This window comes from Pedobacter suwonensis (assembly GCF_007833675.1).
GTDB lineage: Bacteria > Bacteroidota > Bacteroidia > Sphingobacteriales > Sphingobacteriaceae > Pedobacter > Pedobacter suwonensis.
Window position 1 is genome coordinate 1716042 of sequence record NZ_CP031708.1, and the last position, 18858, is coordinate 1734899.

Annotated in this window: 17 protein-coding genes; 7 read left to right on the forward strand and 10 right to left on the reverse strand. The window is 40.0% G+C overall.

Features of this window, described 5'->3' with window-relative positions:
* Window positions 1-72: 72 nt before the first annotated feature.
* On the reverse strand, window positions 73-2982 hold the full coding sequence (locus tag DV942_RS07090; RefSeq protein ID WP_145856368.1) for a TonB-dependent receptor: 2910 nt from the start codon (window positions 2980-2982) through the stop codon (window positions 73-75).
* A gap of 196 nt (window positions 2983-3178) precedes the next feature.
* Here DV942_RS07090 and DV942_RS07095 point away from each other — a divergent pair, with 196 nt between their 5' ends.
* Genes DV942_RS07095 through DV942_RS07105 form a run of 3 tightly spaced genes read left to right on the forward strand, consistent with a single transcriptional unit; the run spans window position 3179 to window position 6977 of the window.
* Complete coding sequence (locus tag DV942_RS07095; RefSeq protein ID WP_145856370.1) at window positions 3179-5608, forward strand: penicillin acylase family protein; 2430 nt, start codon at window positions 3179-3181, stop codon at window positions 5606-5608.
* A 6-nt stretch (window positions 5609-5614) separates the two neighbouring features.
* Complete coding sequence (locus DV942_RS07100) at window positions 5615-5974, forward strand: hypothetical protein (RefSeq protein ID WP_145856372.1); 360 nt, start codon at window positions 5615-5617, stop codon at window positions 5972-5974.
* A gap of 19 nt (window positions 5975-5993) precedes the next feature.
* A complete protein-coding gene (locus DV942_RS07105) occupies window positions 5994-6977 on the forward strand; it encodes a LuxE/PaaK family acyltransferase (RefSeq protein ID WP_145856374.1) in 984 nt (327 codons plus the stop codon).
* Between the two features lie 2 nt (window positions 6978-6979).
* Here the strand turns inward: DV942_RS07105 and DV942_RS07110 are convergent, their stop codons facing one another.
* The 8 genes from DV942_RS07110 to DV942_RS07140 are packed head-to-tail and all read right to left on the reverse strand — an operon-like array spanning window position 6980 to window position 11169.
* On the reverse strand, window positions 6980-7417 hold the full coding sequence (locus tag DV942_RS07110) for a Fur family transcriptional regulator (protein WP_090982523.1): 438 nt from the start codon (window positions 7415-7417) through the stop codon (window positions 6980-6982).
* A 20-nt stretch (window positions 7418-7437) separates the two neighbouring features.
* Window positions 7438-7887 (reverse strand): hypothetical protein, encoded by a 450-nt coding sequence (locus DV942_RS07115; RefSeq protein ID WP_244950840.1) that lies wholly within the window; start codon window positions 7885-7887, stop codon window positions 7438-7440.
* Window positions 7884-8318 (reverse strand): hypothetical protein, encoded by a 435-nt coding sequence (locus DV942_RS07120; RefSeq protein ID WP_145856376.1) that lies wholly within the window; start codon window positions 8316-8318, stop codon window positions 7884-7886. The genes DV942_RS07115 and DV942_RS07120 overlap by 4 nt, the downstream gene beginning before the upstream one ends.
* Before the next feature lie 12 nt (window positions 8319-8330).
* Window positions 8331-8771, reverse strand: a complete 441-nt coding sequence (locus tag DV942_RS07125) for a hypothetical protein (RefSeq protein ID WP_145856378.1) — start codon at window positions 8769-8771, stop codon at window positions 8331-8333.
* Window positions 8772-9986, reverse strand: coding sequence for an ABC transporter permease (locus tag DV942_RS07130; RefSeq protein ID WP_145856380.1), 1215 nt, complete (start codon window positions 9984-9986; stop codon window positions 8772-8774).
* The gene (locus DV942_RS07135) at window positions 9986-10612 is read right to left on the reverse strand and encodes an ABC transporter ATP-binding protein (RefSeq protein ID WP_145856382.1); all 627 of its coding nucleotides are present in this window, start codon (window positions 10610-10612) and stop codon (window positions 9986-9988) included. Before DV942_RS07135 ends, DV942_RS07130 begins: the two co-directional genes overlap by 1 nt.
* A complete protein-coding gene (locus tag DV942_RS23435) occupies window positions 10605-10763 on the reverse strand; it encodes a hypothetical protein (protein ID WP_186462439.1) in 159 nt (52 codons plus the stop codon). Before DV942_RS23435 ends, DV942_RS07135 begins: the two co-directional genes overlap by 8 nt.
* A gap of 13 nt (window positions 10764-10776) precedes the next feature.
* On the reverse strand, window positions 10777-11169 hold the full coding sequence (locus DV942_RS07140; RefSeq protein ID WP_145856384.1) for a MerC domain-containing protein: 393 nt from the start codon (window positions 11167-11169) through the stop codon (window positions 10777-10779).
* Window positions 11170-11255: 86 nt separating this feature from the next.
* Between DV942_RS07140 and DV942_RS07145 the strand changes: the two genes are divergently transcribed.
* Entirely contained in the window at window positions 11256-12467 is a 1212-nt protein-coding gene (locus tag DV942_RS07145; protein WP_145856386.1) for a GTP-binding protein, read from the forward strand.
* A gap of 476 nt (window positions 12468-12943) precedes the next feature.
* On the opposite strand, the gene tyrS is transcribed toward DV942_RS07145, so the two are convergent.
* Window positions 12944-14230: a tyrosine--tRNA ligase gene (tyrS, locus tag DV942_RS07150; protein ID WP_145856388.1), complete on the reverse strand. Its 1287-nt coding sequence runs from the start codon at window positions 14228-14230 to the stop codon at window positions 12944-12946.
* Between the two features lie 172 nt (window positions 14231-14402).
* Here tyrS and DV942_RS07155 point away from each other — a divergent pair, with 172 nt between their 5' ends.
* The 3 genes from DV942_RS07155 to ligA are packed head-to-tail and all read left to right on the forward strand — an operon-like array spanning window position 14403 to window position 18657.
* A complete protein-coding gene (locus tag DV942_RS07155) occupies window positions 14403-15077 on the forward strand; it encodes an ACP phosphodiesterase (protein ID WP_145856390.1) in 675 nt (224 codons plus the stop codon).
* 37 nt (window positions 15078-15114) lie between these two features.
* Window positions 15115-16614, forward strand: coding sequence for a hypothetical protein (locus DV942_RS07160; protein WP_145856392.1), 1500 nt, complete (start codon window positions 15115-15117; stop codon window positions 16612-16614).
* A gap of 30 nt (window positions 16615-16644) precedes the next feature.
* Window positions 16645-18657 carry an NAD-dependent DNA ligase LigA gene (gene ligA / locus DV942_RS07165; RefSeq protein ID WP_145856394.1) on the forward strand — a complete coding sequence of 671 codons (2013 nt, stop codon included), beginning with the start codon at window positions 16645-16647 and terminating at the stop codon, window positions 18655-18657.
* Window positions 18658-18858 lie beyond the last annotated feature (201 nt).

The window sequence follows — 18858 nt, forward strand, 5'->3', positions numbered from 1 at the left end:
CAAATTCATTGGATTTTAAACAAAAAAGCCCGCTGAGTTGGTATACAGCGGGCTTAAAAATCAATAAGTTAATTATGGATTAAAAGTCAACCCAACATAGTAGATTGCACCTGCCATAGGGTTGCCATAAGAAGTGATATAATATTTATTCAACACGTTAGAACAACCCAATTTAACAACTGATTGCACCGAAGGAATCCTTAAGCTGACCTGGGCATCCAGAGAACTGTATGCAGGTACCTGACCAGAAGCAAAAGATGAATTCCAATAGAATTGATCTTGCCACCGGTAAGCAACATTGAAACCAAAATTTTTAATGATCTCTTTATTGCCCAGGCCCAGATTATAACGTATTTTCGGCGTATTGAAATCGTTAATGTAGTTAACCGGCAAATCCCCGATCTGGTTGTAAGAAACGTTACCGCTCATGTTCCATTTGCCTACCAGGTAATCAAGACCTAAAGCAGCGCCGTAAGAAGTCACTTCTCCTTCGGCATTAACTGGAACACCGAATTTCACAAAACTTCCGTTTACATTCTGATAAACGTCGACAGCTGTGATAAAATCTTTATAAATATTGTAATAACCATAAGCATCAATCAATAAATTAGGCAAGATCAAACCTTTATAGCCTAACTCATAAGATTGTACACTTTCAGGACGTACACCTTTGGCGTCAAAATTATATTGTTGCAAAAGCGCCGGATTTGGCGTTCCTGTAGCCGCAGCCGATGCCAGAAATGCGCGGTAGCTCACATCAGTATAGGGTTTGTTGGTATCTAAGTGGTATTTGTCGAAAATAATTTCTGGCAAACCACCAATTAAGCGCTGCGAACCACCACCAACAGATAGATCTATATATTGGTTTTGCGTAGTTGGGTTACGATAACCGGTTTGATAGGAAACCCTGATGTTGTTATTTTTGGCAACCGTAAATACTCCGGTTACTCTTGGTGTAAAACGGCCTTCAAAGTTCTGGCTTTTATCATAACGGCCGGCAAAGGTAAATTTAACCTTGTCGTTAAAGAACTTTTTACCGATCTGTCCAAATGCACCATATTCTTTAATGTCAATGGAATTAATTAAGTCATTGAAAATGGTTCCTGCCGAATTTAAATCATAAAGACGGTAAGAGGCACCAACCTGAAATTCTACCACATTATCAAAAAGATTGGTAAAGTTGTACATTCCTTCGTAGTGGTATAAATTGGATTTATCATCGAATTTAGCACCATAAATGCCTTTGGATGGATCAGAAGCACTGATGGTGGTATTCATAATCTTATCTTTTGCCTGATTAAACTGAGGCGAACCTGGCTCAAAACGGCCCTGGTTAGCGGCAGTTCTGGCTAAAGCATGTGCGGCTGCATCACTTTGTCCGACAGCCCTGGCACCTACATAATTGCCGATATATTGTGGAAACCATGTGGTAGATGGTTTTGAAAGTTCATTAATATAACTGCCTAAAATAGATGAAATATAAGAATCGCCAGAGCGCTCCTGAGTAGTATATGCTTTAACGAAGAAATCTTCACCCTTTATTTCCAGTTTATACTGGCCAATATTAAAATTACGTAAAGAGTAACGATCAGAGCCGGTATAAACTGAAGTTCCTGTACCCCAATTGGCTTGCGCTACTGCCTGCACTGTATTGCTGATATTGTAATATAATGCCCCGGAAGCTTTTAGTGATTTAGTGCCATAATCAACAAGATTTTCTTCATTATAGCCCGTTCTTGATACATTTTGATCAGGAATTAAGTTAGCCTTTAAGCCTACATAAAAGGGCAGATAATTTTGTACTGCCGGACGTAATGCTGCAGGCAGACCGGCAAGAAAACCAGCCTGTTGCGTCGCATTTGGAATAGTTGCCCCGAAAGCGCCGTCCATAGCCGCTTTGATGTTAGGGATTAAACCACCCGAACCTGCATTAATTCCTGAAATGGTGGCATTTTGAACGCTTAGCGCCACATTTCGCATATTCTGACTTACCTCATCTCCATAAACATTTATCCCATCGTAATTGGTGTCGCTGTTGCGGTCGCCAGCTTTAGCGGTCCTGGCAATCCTGTCGAAATTTGAATAGTTATTTCCAAACCAGTCTTTGGCCTGAAGAAATGAAAACGCAGCTTTTACCCCAAATTTATTGTTCCATGATTTTGCCATGCGTACATCCAATTGATTGAAAGGCTGTACCGTACTGTTATTATCATTAACATGGTTAACACCGGTTTTGTATTGAAAACTAGCGCCAGGATATTTGAAAGGATCTTTTGAAGTCATTAATAAGGTACCGCTGATGCCGCCTGCTCCGTAAAGTGCAGATGAAGCTCCTGGCAAAAGTTCCACATTATCCACATCAAGTTCGGTAATACCCACAATGTTACCTACCGAGAAATTTAATCCGGGAGCCTGGTTATCCATTCCATCTATATATTGGTTAAAGCGCGTATTACCATTTGAATTAAAACCGCGGGTATTGATCGACTTGAAAGTTAAACTCTGCATGCTGCTCTCTACCCCTTTCATATTGTTCAAGGCATCGTAAAACGACGGCGCAGCGATCTCCCTGATTGTGGCTGCACTCATCCGTTCGATAGAAACCGGCGATTCTAAAATACGTTCCGGTGTACGCGAAGCAGAAACCACCACATCCCCGCCCAATACAATTGCGGTTTCCATTTCGAGATTAATACCTGAAGTACTCCCTGTAATTTGCTGCTCAACCGTACCATAACCTACATAAGATGCCACTAAAGTAAAAGGTAATTTTGCCGTTGTACTAAAACTGAAAGTTCCGTTGGCTGTAGATGCCGTCCCGCCTGACTGGCCCCTAATGGTTAAACTAACTCCAGCCAATCCTTCTTTAGTCTGCTTGTCTTTTACGGTTCCGCTTACCGTAATACCCTGTGCCCGTGCCGCCATATTACCAGCAAACACAAATAAGAACACATAGAAAATCTGTGTAAAAATCCTGCTCATACGCGATTATTAATTTGGTTATTTGTATTATTAGTTATATAAACTTAATTTCTTTTTTTGAATTAAACAAATTATGTAAGCATAATATTTTCAAAACAAATTATAATTTTGATTGATATACAGTTTGTTGTATTTTGCATTAGACATAAACCGTCATTTTGCCCTATCTTAGCAAAAGACTTGTTAGCTAGCCATTATGAATAAAGTTAAAGCCCTGTTCTGCATCGTAATCCCGATCGCATTAGCTTTTTTATTTAACACCAAATTAGGCAACATGCCTCCATTGTTAAAATTTCTAAACCCTTTTATGGGTTTCTGGCAAAATGCGGAGAACAATCATTTTATGTTTAACCATAAAGCGAAAATAAAAGGAGCGATTGATAAAATTGAAATCGTTTTCGACGATCGCATGATCCCGCATATTTTTGCGCAGAATGATCACGATCTTTATTTGGCACAAGGTTACGTTACGGCTATGCACCGCCTTTGGCAAATGGATTTCCAGACCCGTTTTGCCGCCGGAAGAATTAGTGAAGTGGTGGGCGATAAAGCGATAGAGGTAGACCAGTATCAACGCCGGATGGGCATGGTTTATGGTGCGGAACGCTCATTGAAGGGGATGATGGCCGATCCAAAAGCCAAAGAAATGATTTTAGCCTATACCGAAGGAATTAATGCCTACATTAAAACACTTTCTAAAGCAAATTATCCGATAGAATATAAAATTCTGGATTTTAAACCCGAAAACTGGACACCTGTAAAATGTGCTTTGTTGCTGAAGCAGATGTCGGCCGTATTAGCAATGGGTTCAGATGAATTTTACATGACCAATATCCTCAAAAAATTTGGCCCTGAGGTGACTAAAAATCTTTTTCCGGATTATCCTTTCCGCGAAGATCCCATTATCCCCGTTGGCACGAAATGGAATTTCTCTCCTTTACCAATACCTAAAACGCCAGAAAGCTTCACGCAGGCACAAACCGGCGAAGTGAAGACCGCTCAAAAAGTAGAAGGTATTGGCAGTAATAACTGGGCGTTATCCGGTACAAAAACTGCATCAGGATATCCGATCTTAGCAAACGACCCCCATTTAGATTTAACACTTCCATCAATCTGGTATCAGATTCAGTTACATGCGCCTGGGGTAAACACCTATGGGGTTTCTTTACCTGGTGCTCCTGGGGTAATTATAGGCTTTAACCAAAAAATAGCCTGGGGAGTAACCAATGTTGCTGCTGATGTACTCGATTTTTATCAGATTAAATTTAAGGATTCGACCCATCATGAATATTGGTATAACAATAAATGGAACGCTACCAGCAAAAGACTGGAAACCATTAAAGTACGCGGCGGAAAAGATGAAGTAGATACCGTTTACTACACCCATCACGGCCCGGTTGTTTATTTCCAGAAACCAAAATATGGCAGGGCCGACAATGTGCCTGTTGGCGATGCACTCAGGTGGATCGCACATGATGAATCAAATGAACTCATGACTTTTTATTACCTTAACCGGGGTAAAAATTATAACGATTACCGCAAAGCGTTAACTTTTTATACCGCTCCTGCACAGAATTTTGTTTTCGCCAGTATAGATAATGATATCGCCATTACGCCAAATGGTAAATTCCCTTTAAAATGGAAAGACCAGGGTAAATTTATTCTAGATGGTACCGATCCTGCTTACGATTGGCAGGGCTGGATCCCAAATGCACAGAACCCAACGGTTAAAAATCCGCCGCGTGGTTTTGTGAGTTCGGCCAACCAGTCTTCTACCGACACCACCTATCCATACTACATCAACTGGGAATTTGCACCCTATGAGCGAGGCAAACGTATTAACGACCGTTTATCGGTAATGAAGAAGGCTAATTTAGACAGTATCCGCCTCATGCAAACCGATAATTACAGCATCATGGCACAGAACCTGGCTCCAGCTTTATTGCCTTTACTGAACAATGAACAGTTAAATGCTACGCAAAAAGAAGCATTGGCTTACCTGCGCAAATGGAACAAACGTTATGATGCCCATGAAATTGCAGCCAGCGTATTTGAAATCTGGACCAAACGCTTATTGTATGATATCTGGGCTGATGAATTTGAAGTGAAAGGCATCCCGATGCGTTACCCTTCAAGAGACCGTACGGTAGAGATGATCTTAAAAGAACCCAACGCAACCTGGTATGATAATATTAATACCACCAAAAAAGAAACCTTAGCTGATCTGGTTAACGAAGCTTTTAAATTTAGCTGCGATAGTTTAGAAAGGCGTTTTGGCCCTATAAACAAAGATTGGGCCTGGGCAAATGTAAAACAGACCAATGTACCGCACCTGGCCAAAATACCAGGATTTGGTTCGAAAGTTTTACAGATTGGTGGCGCCAAAAGCACCATTAACGCTTTGAGTGAAACCAACGGACCTTCCTGGCGGATGGTGATTGAGCTGGGAAAAACACCAAAAGGCCATGGTGTTTATCCGGGTGGACAGTCGGGTAACCCTGGAAGCAAATTTTATGATAATATGATCGATACCTGGGCAAAGGGCAAATTATACGATCTGTTTTACATGCAAAATCCTGATGATAAATCGGGCACAGTTATTTCTCGTTTAAAAATATCTAAATAGTTTAAAATGGTTTTCATCGTTATATTAATCATTTGTTTCCTTTTACAAATGATTGCCCCGTGGTGGGTCATCATCGTCATTTCTTTTGCTACCTGTGGTATTATTGGCAAAACAGGAAAAATAGCCTTTTGGCAATCATTTTTTGCCATTTTTTTGCTTTGGATCGGCTATGCCTTGTTTAAAAGCCTGCCTAATGACAATATACTTGCCGGCCGTGTAGCCGTAATGACGGGCATAAAAATATGGTGGGCGTTGCTATTGCTTACCGGAATTTTAAGTGGCTTGGTGGCAGGAATTAGTGGTTATTGCGGCTATCAGTTCAGAATGGCTATGCTGGCTAAAAAAACTGACGAGAAAATAGCATAATGCTTTGTATTTTTGCCTTGTGAATTTAACCGCTAACGAGATTTTCTCTGTAAAAGACAGTAATGCATTTAATGCCCTTGCTTTAAATATTTTTAAGTTACAGGGCCAAAATTGTAATATTTACCGCGAATATATCTTTCACCTTGGTATTGATGCCGAGTTGGTAACCGACATTTCAGCTATTCCGTTTTTACCCATAAGCTTTTTTAAAAGTCATGCTGTTCTGAGCAGCAATGAACCTGTTGAAATTACCTTCAGCAGTTCGGGTACAACGGGTATGGTCCAAAGCAGTCATCATGTAACCGATGTTATGTTATATGAACAAAGTTACCTTCAGGCATTTGCCCGGTTTTATGGTAACGTTACCGACTATTGCTTCCTGGCATTGTTACCTTCCTATCAACAACGGTCGGGTTCGTCGTTAATCTACATGGTAAACGACCTGATCGAAAAAAGCGGTCATCCGCAAAGTGGTTACTTTTTATATAACCATGAAGAGCTGTTACAAACGCTGCTCGATCTGAAGATCAAAAAACAGAAAACAGTTTTAATTGGCGTAACCTATGCGTTGCTTGATTTTATAGAACAATATGATATTGAGTTTCCTGAGCTCATCGTAATGGAAACCGGCGGAATGAAGGGAAAACGTAAGGAAATGGTACGCGAAGAGCTTCATGAGCAGTTAACCAAAGGATTTGGTGTAAAAAATATCCATAGCGAATATGGAATGACCGAATTGCTTTCTCAGGCTTATTCTTTGGGTGAAGGCATTTTCAATTGCCCGAGCTGGATGCAAATTTTGATCCGAGACACCAATGATCCTTTAAGCTTAATGGAAACCGGCAGGACCGGTGGCATCAATGTAATCGACCTGGCCAATATCAATTCCTGTTCATTTATTGCCACTCAGGACCTGGGCAGAATCAATCCCGATCAAAGTTTTGAAGTACTGGGCCGGTTTGATCATTCCGATATCAGGGGATGTAATCTTTTGGTACAGTAATTCTAGTTCACCTTATCAGCGCAACTGGCGCATAAGCCTGTGGCAATCAGATTAAGATGATTTACCTTAAATCCGGCAGGAACTTTTAATGCCGGAATTTTAACGGTATCCAAACAGTAAATTTTATGGCAGTTATCGCAGTTAAAATGCACATGCTCATCATGATGCTCATGCGCACTGCAACCATCCGAACAAATGGCATAATTGGCCGTGCCCTGCTGGTCTAAAACCTTGTGGATAATTCCCTTCTCTTCAAAAGCCTGCAAAACACGGTAAAGGGTAACACGGTCTGCATCCTTTCCCATCACCTGCTCTAAATACGGTTGAGATGTGGCAGAATCCCTCCCACTCAAAATTTCCAGCACCTGCAAACGCGGGGCGGTTCTTTTTAGTCCGTTTTTAACCAAAAGTTTTTCGAAACGTGCAGTATTATCTTCCATAGCAATACAAAAATAAGCAATTAATCAATGAGTTTGGCATTTTTGATGGTTATTGGTGGCTTATTGCTCGCATCCTTTTCTTCTAATTTTAAAATGCCCTGTACGTGAATAGGTTTTTCAGAATAGGGAACCGCATTCGTCATCTCAATCATAATCATCACCGGAATACCATTTTGTCCGCAAAAATAACATTGATTAACAGGCAAGGTGGCCAGAAGAAATTTCTGCTGTTTCTGTCCGCTTTTTATAGGAATCAGGTAACCGGTTAAATCAAATTCCCTGTTTTCAAAACGCCTGATTGTTTCTGTAAAAAGAGGGAGAATTTCATTCTTATCAGTCAGTTCAAACTTTACCGAGCCAATCACGTCCCAGTTTAAAGAGCGTAACTGGTCATTCGGGTTATGCTTTTTCGTTTGTGCCTGAGCTGAGCAAACTAAAAACAGAATTATAACAACATATAAATACTTCATTTTTTTACTGCATCTAAAAGGAAAAACGTAGACCGGCTATCGCCCGAATCATTGATTATAAATTTACCACGAAGGGTAATGGGTGTCTCAGTCCAGTTGATGGGTTTTAAAGTTTTCACTTCTATCATTGAGGGTATATCGCCCATGCCACAATAAGGACAAGAAGCAACTGGAACCATAGAAAACATAAATTCATTAAAGCTATTACCAACCTTCGTAGGAATAATGTACCCCGGAAGCTCAATTATCTTATTATGTATAGCCTTTAGTGCGGGTGGAAAAACAGCCTGCCAAACAAGGGGTTTTACCTGCTTATCGTATTTCAGACCGATAAGATTCCAGGTATCGGTCCGTGTTTCACGATGAACAGGTACCTGGGCAAACGTAGTATTGGAAATTAAAACAAAGAGTAACAGCATGTATTTCTTCATCACTAATCGGGTTTATAACTGTTTTGCGTTTAAGAGAAAAAATTCACTCCTGTCATCGCCCGAATCGTTGATGACGAAGATTCCCCTAAGTTTAATGGGTTTTTCGGTAATAGGTATCGCATTTAGCATTTTTACCTGCACCATTGACGGAATATCACCTGAACCACAATATGGACAGGAGGCAATAGGCACTATGGAGAGCATGAACTCGCTGAATTTCGATCCGACCTTTGTTGGGATGATGTAACCGGGCAATTCAATTATCTTATTGTTTAGTGCTTTCAATGCTGGCGGAAAAACACTCCCCCATTTACGGGGCGCAATTTCGGCATCGTACCTCAGCCCGATTAAATTCCAGGTTGGCGTGCGCATGTCGGTATGTACCTTAACCTGCGCAGCCAATTTCTGGTAACCTAAACATAAGAAAACTAAAAAAATCAATGTCTTCATCATTTAACGGTCTTTCGTTAATGTTTCCGCTATATCAACTTTGTAAATCTGCATGGCAGGAATAAGCGAAGCCAAAGCGCCGATAAAAAGACCGGTCCAGATCAGGTATATTTCTTGAGGGAAAGCAGTAAATCCTGTTAATCTGGCCTGAGAAGCTCCCTGACAGGCCCCAATCACCTCCAGGGCAACATGCCCGATGAACAGTCCCAAACAGGTACCGATAAACGTTACCAGAATTCCTTCAAACAGGACCAGAAAAAATACTTTAAATTTTGATGCACCTAAACAACGCATAATGGCCAGGTCGTATTTCCGTTCTTTCATCGCATTATAAAGGCTGATAAAAATGCTCAGCGCCGCAACTCCCATAATAAAAATGGCAAACCATTTTAAGGTATCAATTCCAACCCCGATAAGCGAAAATAGCCTTGCACTTTCCATTGCCGGAGAGGCTGCCTGCATATTGGTACTCTGGTTAACCATCCGAGGGAAAACGATTACTGACATTGGTGATTTATACTGGATCAACAATGCTGTAATCTGTTTATCGCTAAGTTCTTTGGTATCTTCTGTTGTTGTATGGCTATGGTTTTCGTCATGCTTCTCTTCATGCATTTTGTACACACTGCCAATATTGGTAAGAATCAGGTTATCAGTTATGTTACCCTCTGGTTTCAAGATTCCCTTAACCAGGTATGCGTGCTGCTTATGGATATCGCCGTTGCCCGTTAATCCGTGCGCTCCGAAAAACGAATCGCCAACTTTCAGTTTCGATTCAGAAGCCACTGCACTGCCGATGGTTACCTCCAAATCTTTTTGCCAGAAATTTCCCTGCTGAACAGCTAAACCATAAAGGTGGCTGAAAGTGGTATCGGTACCTACAATGCGGTAACCCTTATAATTATCACCTAATGCCAATGGAACAGCCCTTTTTACCATGGGATTGTGCATCAATTTGTAGGCATCTTTGGCTGGAATATTTCCGGTTGGGTTATCAATATGGTAAATACTGCTTAATATTAATTGCAACGGACTTCCTTTTGCGCCCACAACCAGATCAATATCCTTTGCATTTTTCTCCAGTTTGTTGTTTATCTGTGTAGAAGCGAGAAAAAGAACAGAAAGAATGCCCACACCAAAAGCCACTAAAATAATATTCAGAATGGTGGTTAACTTATTCCTGATTAGATTTTTGCCGCTGATTTTAAAGATATTCATTAGAGTAGATAGGTTTTAGTAAAGTGATCCCGAACCCTTGCATCGTGGGTAGCGATGAGCAGCGCCGCACCATTATCTTTAGCCTGGATAGCCAACATTCTGATTACCTGACCGGCGTTTTCGTCATCTAAACTGGAAGTTGGCTCATCAGCGATCAGGAGATCGGGTTTATTTACCAATGCACGTGCTACCGAAACCCTTTGCAGCTGGCCCTGACTTAATTGATCAGGATAATTTTTTGCCAGCTCGCTAATACCCAGATCAGCTAAAAGCGAAAGGTTTCGTTCACGATCTACCGGCAAACCGGCCATCACCGCAGCAAGCTCCAGGTTATCGAGTATGTCTAAAGAACGGATAAGATGTGGTTTTTGAAAAACAATGCCAATATGCTTCCCCCGGAAACTATCGCGCTCACGTGCAGACAAAGCATACAAATCGGTCCCGTTAATTAAAACTTCACCTTGTCCCGGCTTTAAAAGACCGGCAATAATATTAAGAAGTGTACTCTTGCCACTGCCTGATGCACCTAATAACAGCCATTGCTCCATATCGCCGATTTCCCAATCCGGAAACTTCAAACTCCTCCCCTGATCGTAAACATGCACTAATGAACTGATCCTAATCATGGCGAACTACTTTTTGCACTTTTTTAACAACCAGATTTTTTATTGCATAACGCCTGTAAAGTGCTATCCCATCGTTTGTGCCATGTTTGCAGGCAGGGCTTAACACTGAAATAAAGAATAATGCAGTAACAAAGAAGATTTTATATTTCATTTGGTATAATTGATTATCGATGCCCCAATGGACAAGATTTGAGCATTCGTAAATTAATGTAATGGGCAGCGGCAACGGTAAGGCCACCAATAGGGATCAAGACGGGTTCTAACAATTCAACACCCGAAAAATGCCCAAAAGCGATACAGGCAAAGCCGGTAATCAATACCAGAATTGGCGTTATGCGGCAATGCTGTTTGCGATATGCAGCACTTAAACTCCAAATACCGATGATCAGTGAAAATGCAATCATAGTAATCTCCACGGCTTCATTAGCCAAAAAACCCATTCCCCATAAAGGTAAAACGCTAATTAAAAACGGCAATGCGGCACAATGTATGGCACACAATGTTGAGGCTGTAATGCCGATCCGGTCGAGGTTAATTTTGTAGCTCCTTTGTTTCATTCCATAAAAATTTATGGTCAAATATAAAAGCAATTTAGTTGCATTTGAAATAATACATATTATATTTGCAACATAATTGCATTAAAATGATAAAGAAATTACCCGTAACCGTATTGAACGGTTTTTTAGGTAGCGGAAAAACAACGCTTCTTAACGCCATATTGAGAAATAAACAGGATTTAAAGGTAGCCGTTATTGTAAATGATATGAGTGAGGTAAACGTTGACGCCGCTTTGGTTAAAAATCAGCACACCTTGTCTAAAACGGATGAGAAACTGGTAGAGATGAGCAATGGCTGTATCTGCTGCACCCTGCGCGAAGACCTGATGATTGAAGTAGAAAGATTGGCAAAAGAAAACCGGTTCGATTACCTGCTGATTGAAAGTACCGGAATATCCGAACCCATCCCGGTAGCGCAAACGTTTTCATTTATTGATGAAGCTTCAGGTATAGACCTCAGCAGATTTAGCCGGTTAGATACGATGGTAACGGTTGTGGACGCTTTTAATTTTTATCGGGATTTTGGTTCGGCAGACAAACTTACCGACCGGAAGATGGCTGATGACTTAGCAGACAAACGTACTATTGTAAATCTGCTTACCGACCAGATTGAGTTTGCCAATGTAATTTTATTAAATAAAACCGATCTGGTAAGCGACACCGACCTTAAAGTATTAAAGGCATTAATTGCAAAACTTAACCCAACGGCTAAAATATACCACACCCTTTTTGGAGAAATAAACCCGGCTTTAATTTTAAATACTGGTTTATTTGATTTTGAATCAGCATCAGATGGAGCTGGATGGAAAAAAGAACTGGAAGAAATCCATCAACCGGAAACTGAAGAATACGGGATAAGTTCGACTGTATTTCATTCTAAAAAACCTTTTCACCCTGAAAGGTTATGGCATTATCTTAACAAGGAATTTCCACAGAATATTATCCGTTCAAAGGGAATTTTCTATTTAGCGGCCATGCCAAACCAGGCTATTAATTTCTCGCAAGCAGGTGGCTCTTTACGCATCGATCTGGCTGAGGTTTGGTGGGCAAGTATGCAACAGCGTGAGCGTGAGCAATACGTGGACTACCTGGAAAACAAAATAGAAATTGATGCTGAATGGGATAAAGATTTTGGAGACCGTAAAAACGAACTGGTTTTTATCGGGCAGGAAATGGATAATGAAGAATTGAAAAAATCGTTAAGTACCTGTTTGTTAAATGACAGTGAAATTAAAGATTACCAGACAGGTAATGGTTTTACGAACCCGTTTGAGAATCTACTCTTTCAACACGCATAAATATTCCTTAAAAGAATAAAATTATCAGTTTTATAATACAAAATGCTTTTTATTTGGTAAATTTGAGCTCCCAAACAACTATTCGTATTATGACATCGCCTAAAGAATTATCTGATGCTTTAAACTGCCCTCCCTGTAAAAAATGTAAGAATCCCGAGACCTACAGAATACCCAGGACTTTTATATTTAAGACACTGATGCCATGGTTGCCCGTTAAACGTTATGTATGCTTTAAATGTTTAAATAAATTTCACGTATTTAATTAGCGATCTAACCGCCCCCCGGTTTGTATTACAAATAGCAACGGCATACTGAGATTGATGGTATTCAATTAATAATCAAAAACGTCTTAGTCGTTGTTATTAATTCAAGAGCAAAATGTCTTAACAGAAGCGCTCTAGGGCGAGTCGTCTTTCAATTTAAATTCAAGCCCAATGAACGATCTTTTACGATCAGTTTCATTGGGCTTGTAAATATTATCCGGCGATTAAAAGAAAATAGTTTTTCTTTCCCTTTTGTACCACGATAAATTTATCATTGATCAGGTTTGCTGTATCAAACACCTGCATTACATCCGCTACTTTTTCTTTATTTACAGAAACACCTCCGCCCTGGATCAGTTTCTTGGTTTCGCCTTTGGAAGGGAATACCTTGGTTTTTTCCGCAAGTAAAGTGGCTGCATCAATGCCTTCAGCTAAATCAGATTTGGATATATTAAATTGTGGAATACCCTCAAACATTTCCAATACCTGATTTTCGGTCAATGTTTTTAAAAATTCCAACGATCCGTTGCCAAACAAAAATTCAGATGTTTTAATCGCTGTTTCCAAAGCTTCAGCAGAGTGAGTTTTGATCGTAATATCTTCGGCCAAAGCCTTTTGAAGAATACGCAGATGTGGCGCCGCATCATGTTCCTTTTCCAAGGCTTCTATTTCTTCCTTATTTTTCAGCGTAAAAATCCGGATCCATTTTTTCACATCATCATCTGATGCATTTAACCAAAACTGGTAGAATTTATATGGAGAAGTTTTCTCCGGATCAAGCCAAACGGCACCGCTTTCGGTTTTACCAAACTTAGTTCCATCGGCTTTTTTAATTAATTGTGTAGTAATGGCATAAGCAGTTCCGCCATCTTTTCTTCTGATCAGCTCTGTACCGGTAACAATGTTTCCCCACTGATCAGATCCGCCCATTTGCACCAGACAGTTTTCGTTTTTCCACAAGTGATAGAAATCGTACCCTTGAATCAATTGGTAACAAAATTCGGTAAAAGACAGGCCTGAATCGCCTTCCAAACGTCTTTTTACGCTATCTTTCGCCATCATGTAGTTTACGGTAATGTGTTTACCTACATCCCTGATAAAGGTAAAGAGGTTCATATCATTAAACCAATCGGCGTTGTTCACCATTACGGCACCGTTTCCGCATTCTTCAAATTTTAAGAATTTAGCCAATTGCTTTTTCATCCCTTTCAGGTTGTGCTCAATCATCTCAGGTGTTTGAAGATTACGTTCATCAGACTTACCTGATGGATCGCCCACCATACCGGTAGCACCACCAACCAAAGCAAACGGCTTGTGCCCGGCATTTTGAAAATGAATCAGTGTCATGATCTGTGTTAAGTGGCCGACGTGCAACGAATCTGCAGTAGGATCGAAACCGATATAACCAGAAGTCATACCTTCGTTTAACTTTTCCTCCGTATTCGGCATAATATCATGCAGCATGCCACGCCATCTTAACTCTTCAACAAAATTCGTCATTGTACAAACACTTTAATAATGTGCGTGCAAAGATAAAATTTTAGCTTAGTTTAAAGCAAATTAGTTGGTTTTGTAAACGAGTTATCGCCACTGATTTTTTGCAGCACCGTATCCTGACCAACATTTTACTATCTGCTCTTTACAAGCCTGCCGGAAAACATTACCTTGCGAAATGAACTTTTTATCCCATTATTATTTCGACCGGACAAGTGATGATGCCTATGTGGTAATGGGAACGGTTTTACCTGATCTGATTAAAAATGCTTCAAAAGAAGCAAATTTATATCCACAGAAAAATGAATTCCTGTTTAAAGGCAATCCTGACGAAGAAAGTCTGCTTCTGGGCTGGAAAAGGCATTTAGCGGTCGACCTGCTCTTTCATTCTTCTGCCTTTTTCCTGGAGAAAACCACCGCACTTAAGCAACTCATTAAGCCGATTGTAGAAGACACAGCAGTGCGCCCATCTTTTCTTGCCCATATAGGCCTGGAGTTATTGCTAGACCATTTACTGGTTGAACAGAACCTCATCCAGGTAAACCATTTTTATGATAAGCTTGAAAAGGTGAAAAAAGATTCATTAAGCGATTTTCTGGAACACTGTAAACTAAAAAATCCGGAAATATTTTTTGGTTTTTTAACAAAATTCATCAGCAGTAAATACCTGTTGAGTTATCAAAAACTTGAGAATATCAGTTATGCCCTAAACAGAATCTGTATGCGTGTTTGGCCAGAAACATTAAGTGAAAGGCAGTTAAATCTGCTCACTTTAGAACTGGGCATTTTCAAAGCGGTTTTACAAAAAGATTTTATGGAGATCTTTGAGGAGATTGAGAAAAAACTGATTTGATTATTTTGATATATTTGGAAAAAACCAAATAATTTAAATGAAAAATAAACTAATGTTCTCCTTACTGCTCATCTTTGTGCAGTTCAACGCCTTTACCCAACAGCAGATTAACGTTATTAAAAAACCAACATGGAATGTCAGAGCGTCTTATGATAGTAGGTATGGCTCGAAAGTGGATTTATCGGGCAATTCCGTTGCCATGATTGTTGATGTTCCCAAAGCTGACTTCGCTGTAGTTACCGTTGATGATAAATTAACTCAAAAGTGGATAACAGAACTATCAGGTTTTCCAATGGCCATCGGAAAGTTTAAAAATAACATTATGGTTATTGCTGCAGCAGATCGCGGTTATTTCAAAAGTTTTTCCAATCAGTTCAAAGCCTATCTTTTAGAGGAAAAAACGGGAAAAATGATCTCAGAAAAGATCATTTATGATGGAAGTAAGGATTTTGTAGAAATGCCTGAATTCTTTTTTTCTGAAGACGGCGCTTATTTTAAGATGGCGACGAGATTAACTAGCTTAAAACGCAAGGTTCACATCGGATTACCTGTTGTAGGCTTCTTCACCGCACTGAAAATGGACAAAGACTTTAACGAATCTCAAAGTTATACGGTAATAGATTTTAATGATAGGCTGGAGCAAATACAAAAAATGGAACCGGATATGCCAGATGGCGATACCTGGAAAGCATCTTGCGGCGATGACGGGAGCTTTATCATCAGTACGGTAGATGCTTCAAAAGGCAAATGTAATGTGGCTATTTATCTGAGCAGCAACCCCAGCCCACTCAAAACTGTGAGTATTCCTGTTGATGCTATTAACCAGGATGATGTTTCGTCAATTACCTTTGCAAGTAGTAAAAAGCCATTAATCAGTTATATTGGAATATTTTATAAAAATACCAATAAGGAACGAGCTACTTTAATTGCTAGAATCGATTTTAATAATGGAAGCTTTACCTCAACTAAGGAAGTATTTGACAAGGCACATATTAAGGAACTACAAAAATCTTTTGTACCAGCCAATAAGAAATTCGACAACCTTGATTTTTCCGATATTAAGTATTTAAACATCAGACATATTTCAGAATACAACAATACACTTCTGGTAACTATTTCTCCAAAATACAGTGTTTCAAGCAGCCATGGCTCCTTTACATCCGAAGGATCAGTATTGATGAATGCATATGACGCACAAATGAAACCGCTTTATCACCAATTTCTACCGCGCACCTACTTAAGCCGTAGTATGGGAGAAGGCTCGGACGTAGCATTCGACCAAACACAAAATACGCTTCGCATCCTGGCCAATCAATCAGATGGAGGTTCTGTTGCTACCATTTATGCTGAAATGGATTTAGGATCGGGTACAATCAACAAGATCAATCTAATCCCAAAAGATGATATCAAAAGTTCTTACTATGCCAATACAGAATCAATTAGCTGGTTAAATAATAGCTTCGTTATTCCATTTGTTGAACGCATGGGGCTTTTTAGCAAGAAAGTAGACTTACAGCTTTTACAACTAAAATATTAATCACGCAACTCCTTTTTCTATATTTGCCTTATGTCGCTAACTGCAATAAAAGAAGAAATGGACGCCCTGGTGGCCGAATTAAACCAGCATAATTATAACTACTATGTGCTGGCTATGCCTACCATCGGCGATTATGAGTTTGATAAAAAATTAAAGCACCTCGCTGAGCTTGAACAGGCAAATCCTGATTTGGCGGATCCGAATTCGCCCACCCAGCGGGTTGGTGGCGATATCACCAAAAATTTCGTTACGGTAAAACACAAATACCCCATGTTGTCTTTGGGGAATACCTATAATGAACAAGATCTCCGCGATTTTGATGAGCGCATCCGCAAGGCTATTGGCGATAATTTCCAATATGTATGTGAATTAAAGTTTGATGGCCTGTCCATCAGCCTTACTTACGAAAATGGCAAACTTTTACGTGCGGTTACCCGTGGCGACGGAACTCAAGGTGATGACGTAACCAATAATGTAAAAACCATTCATACTATTCCACACCAAATCAAATCAGCGGTGGCACCTGAACATTTCGAAATCCGTGGGGAAATTTTTATGCACAAAGCGGCTTTTTTACGCTTAAATGCTTACCGGGAAGAACTTGGTGAAATCCCTTACGCCAATCCACGGAACTTTGCCTCTGGAACCATTAAAATGCAGGACAGCAAGGAAGTGGCTAAAAGACCTTTGGATGGCTTTATCTACTTCTTGTACACCGATAAAAATGAATTTAAAACACACTGGGATAGCTTAAATGCTGTAAAAGAATGGGGCTTTCATGTTTGCGAGCACAATAAACTGGTCCCAAATATTGATGCCGTGCTTGACTTTATCCATCATTGGGAAAACGAACGTTTTAAACTGAGCTATGATATTGACGGCATTGTAATTAAGGTAAACAGTTACGCACAACAACAGGAATTGGGTTTCACTTCCAAATCTCCACGTTGGGCTATTTCATATAAGTATAAAGCCGCAGAGGTTGAGACGGTTCTGGAAAAAGTAACCTATCAGGTGGGCAGAACCGGAGCGGTTACACCTGTTGCCAACCTGAAACCTGTTTTGCTGGCCGGAACTACCGTTAAACGTGCTACTTTGCATAATGCTAACGAGATAGAACGTTTGGATCTGCACGAAGGTGATACCGTTTATGTTGAAAAAGGTGGCGAAATTATCCCGAAAATCATCAAGGTAAATTTAGCTAAACGTTTGGCTGGGGCAGCAAAAATACACTACCTGGATAAATGCCCTGAATGCGGAACGGAACTGATCAGAAAAGAAGGAGAAGCAGTACATTATTGTCCGAATGACGAAGGCTGTCCGCCGCAGATTGTTGGAAAAATCCAGCACTTTATTTCGCGCAAAGCCATGAATATTGATGGACTCGGTGACGAAACGATCGAAACTTTTTACAGGCATGGTCTCGTAAGGCACATTAGTGATTTATATACCCTACATGAAAAATCAGATCAGCTTAAAACCTTGGACCGTTTCGGAGAACGTTCAATCGAAAACATGCTCAAGGGCATTGAAAAATCGAAAGAAATGCCCTTCGAAAAGGTGCTTTTTGGCTTGGGTATCCGTTATGTTGGTGAAACTGTAGCAAGAAAAACTGCTGCTGGTGTAAAAAATATCGACAACCTCATTAAGGCTTCGGTAGAGGAATTAATTGCCATTGATGAGATCGGGCAACGTATTGCAGAGAGCATTGTTGAGTATTTTGAAAAAGAACCGCACTTAAAGCAGGTTGAATTATTAAAATCAGCAGGATTGCGGTTTGAAATTGAAGAAAAGATAATTACGCTGGCCAGTGATAGACTTATTGGAAAAACATTCGTAATTTCGGGCGTTTTTGAAAACTTTAGCCGTGATGAGCTCAAAGATATGATTGAAGCCAATGGCGGAAAGATGCTGAGCGGCATTTCAGGGAAATTGAATTACCTGGTAGCAGGCGATAACATGGGACCGTCTAAATTGGAAAAAGCGAACAAATTAAACATTCCCATCATCAGCGACGCTGAGCTATTGGAAATGATAAAATAAAATTGACCATAAGGTTTGATTTATGAATTGGAAAATGCAGTAATGCAGGTTTTACGGCAATTAAAACTTCCTGTATATACCGGGGTATTAACTAACTGTAATTACAGGATTGATATTTTAGCAGAGCAAAAATTGTGGTAGAAATTAAAGCAGTAAGCTTTAAATGAGATACATCCGGCACAAACCATTACCTATCTAAAA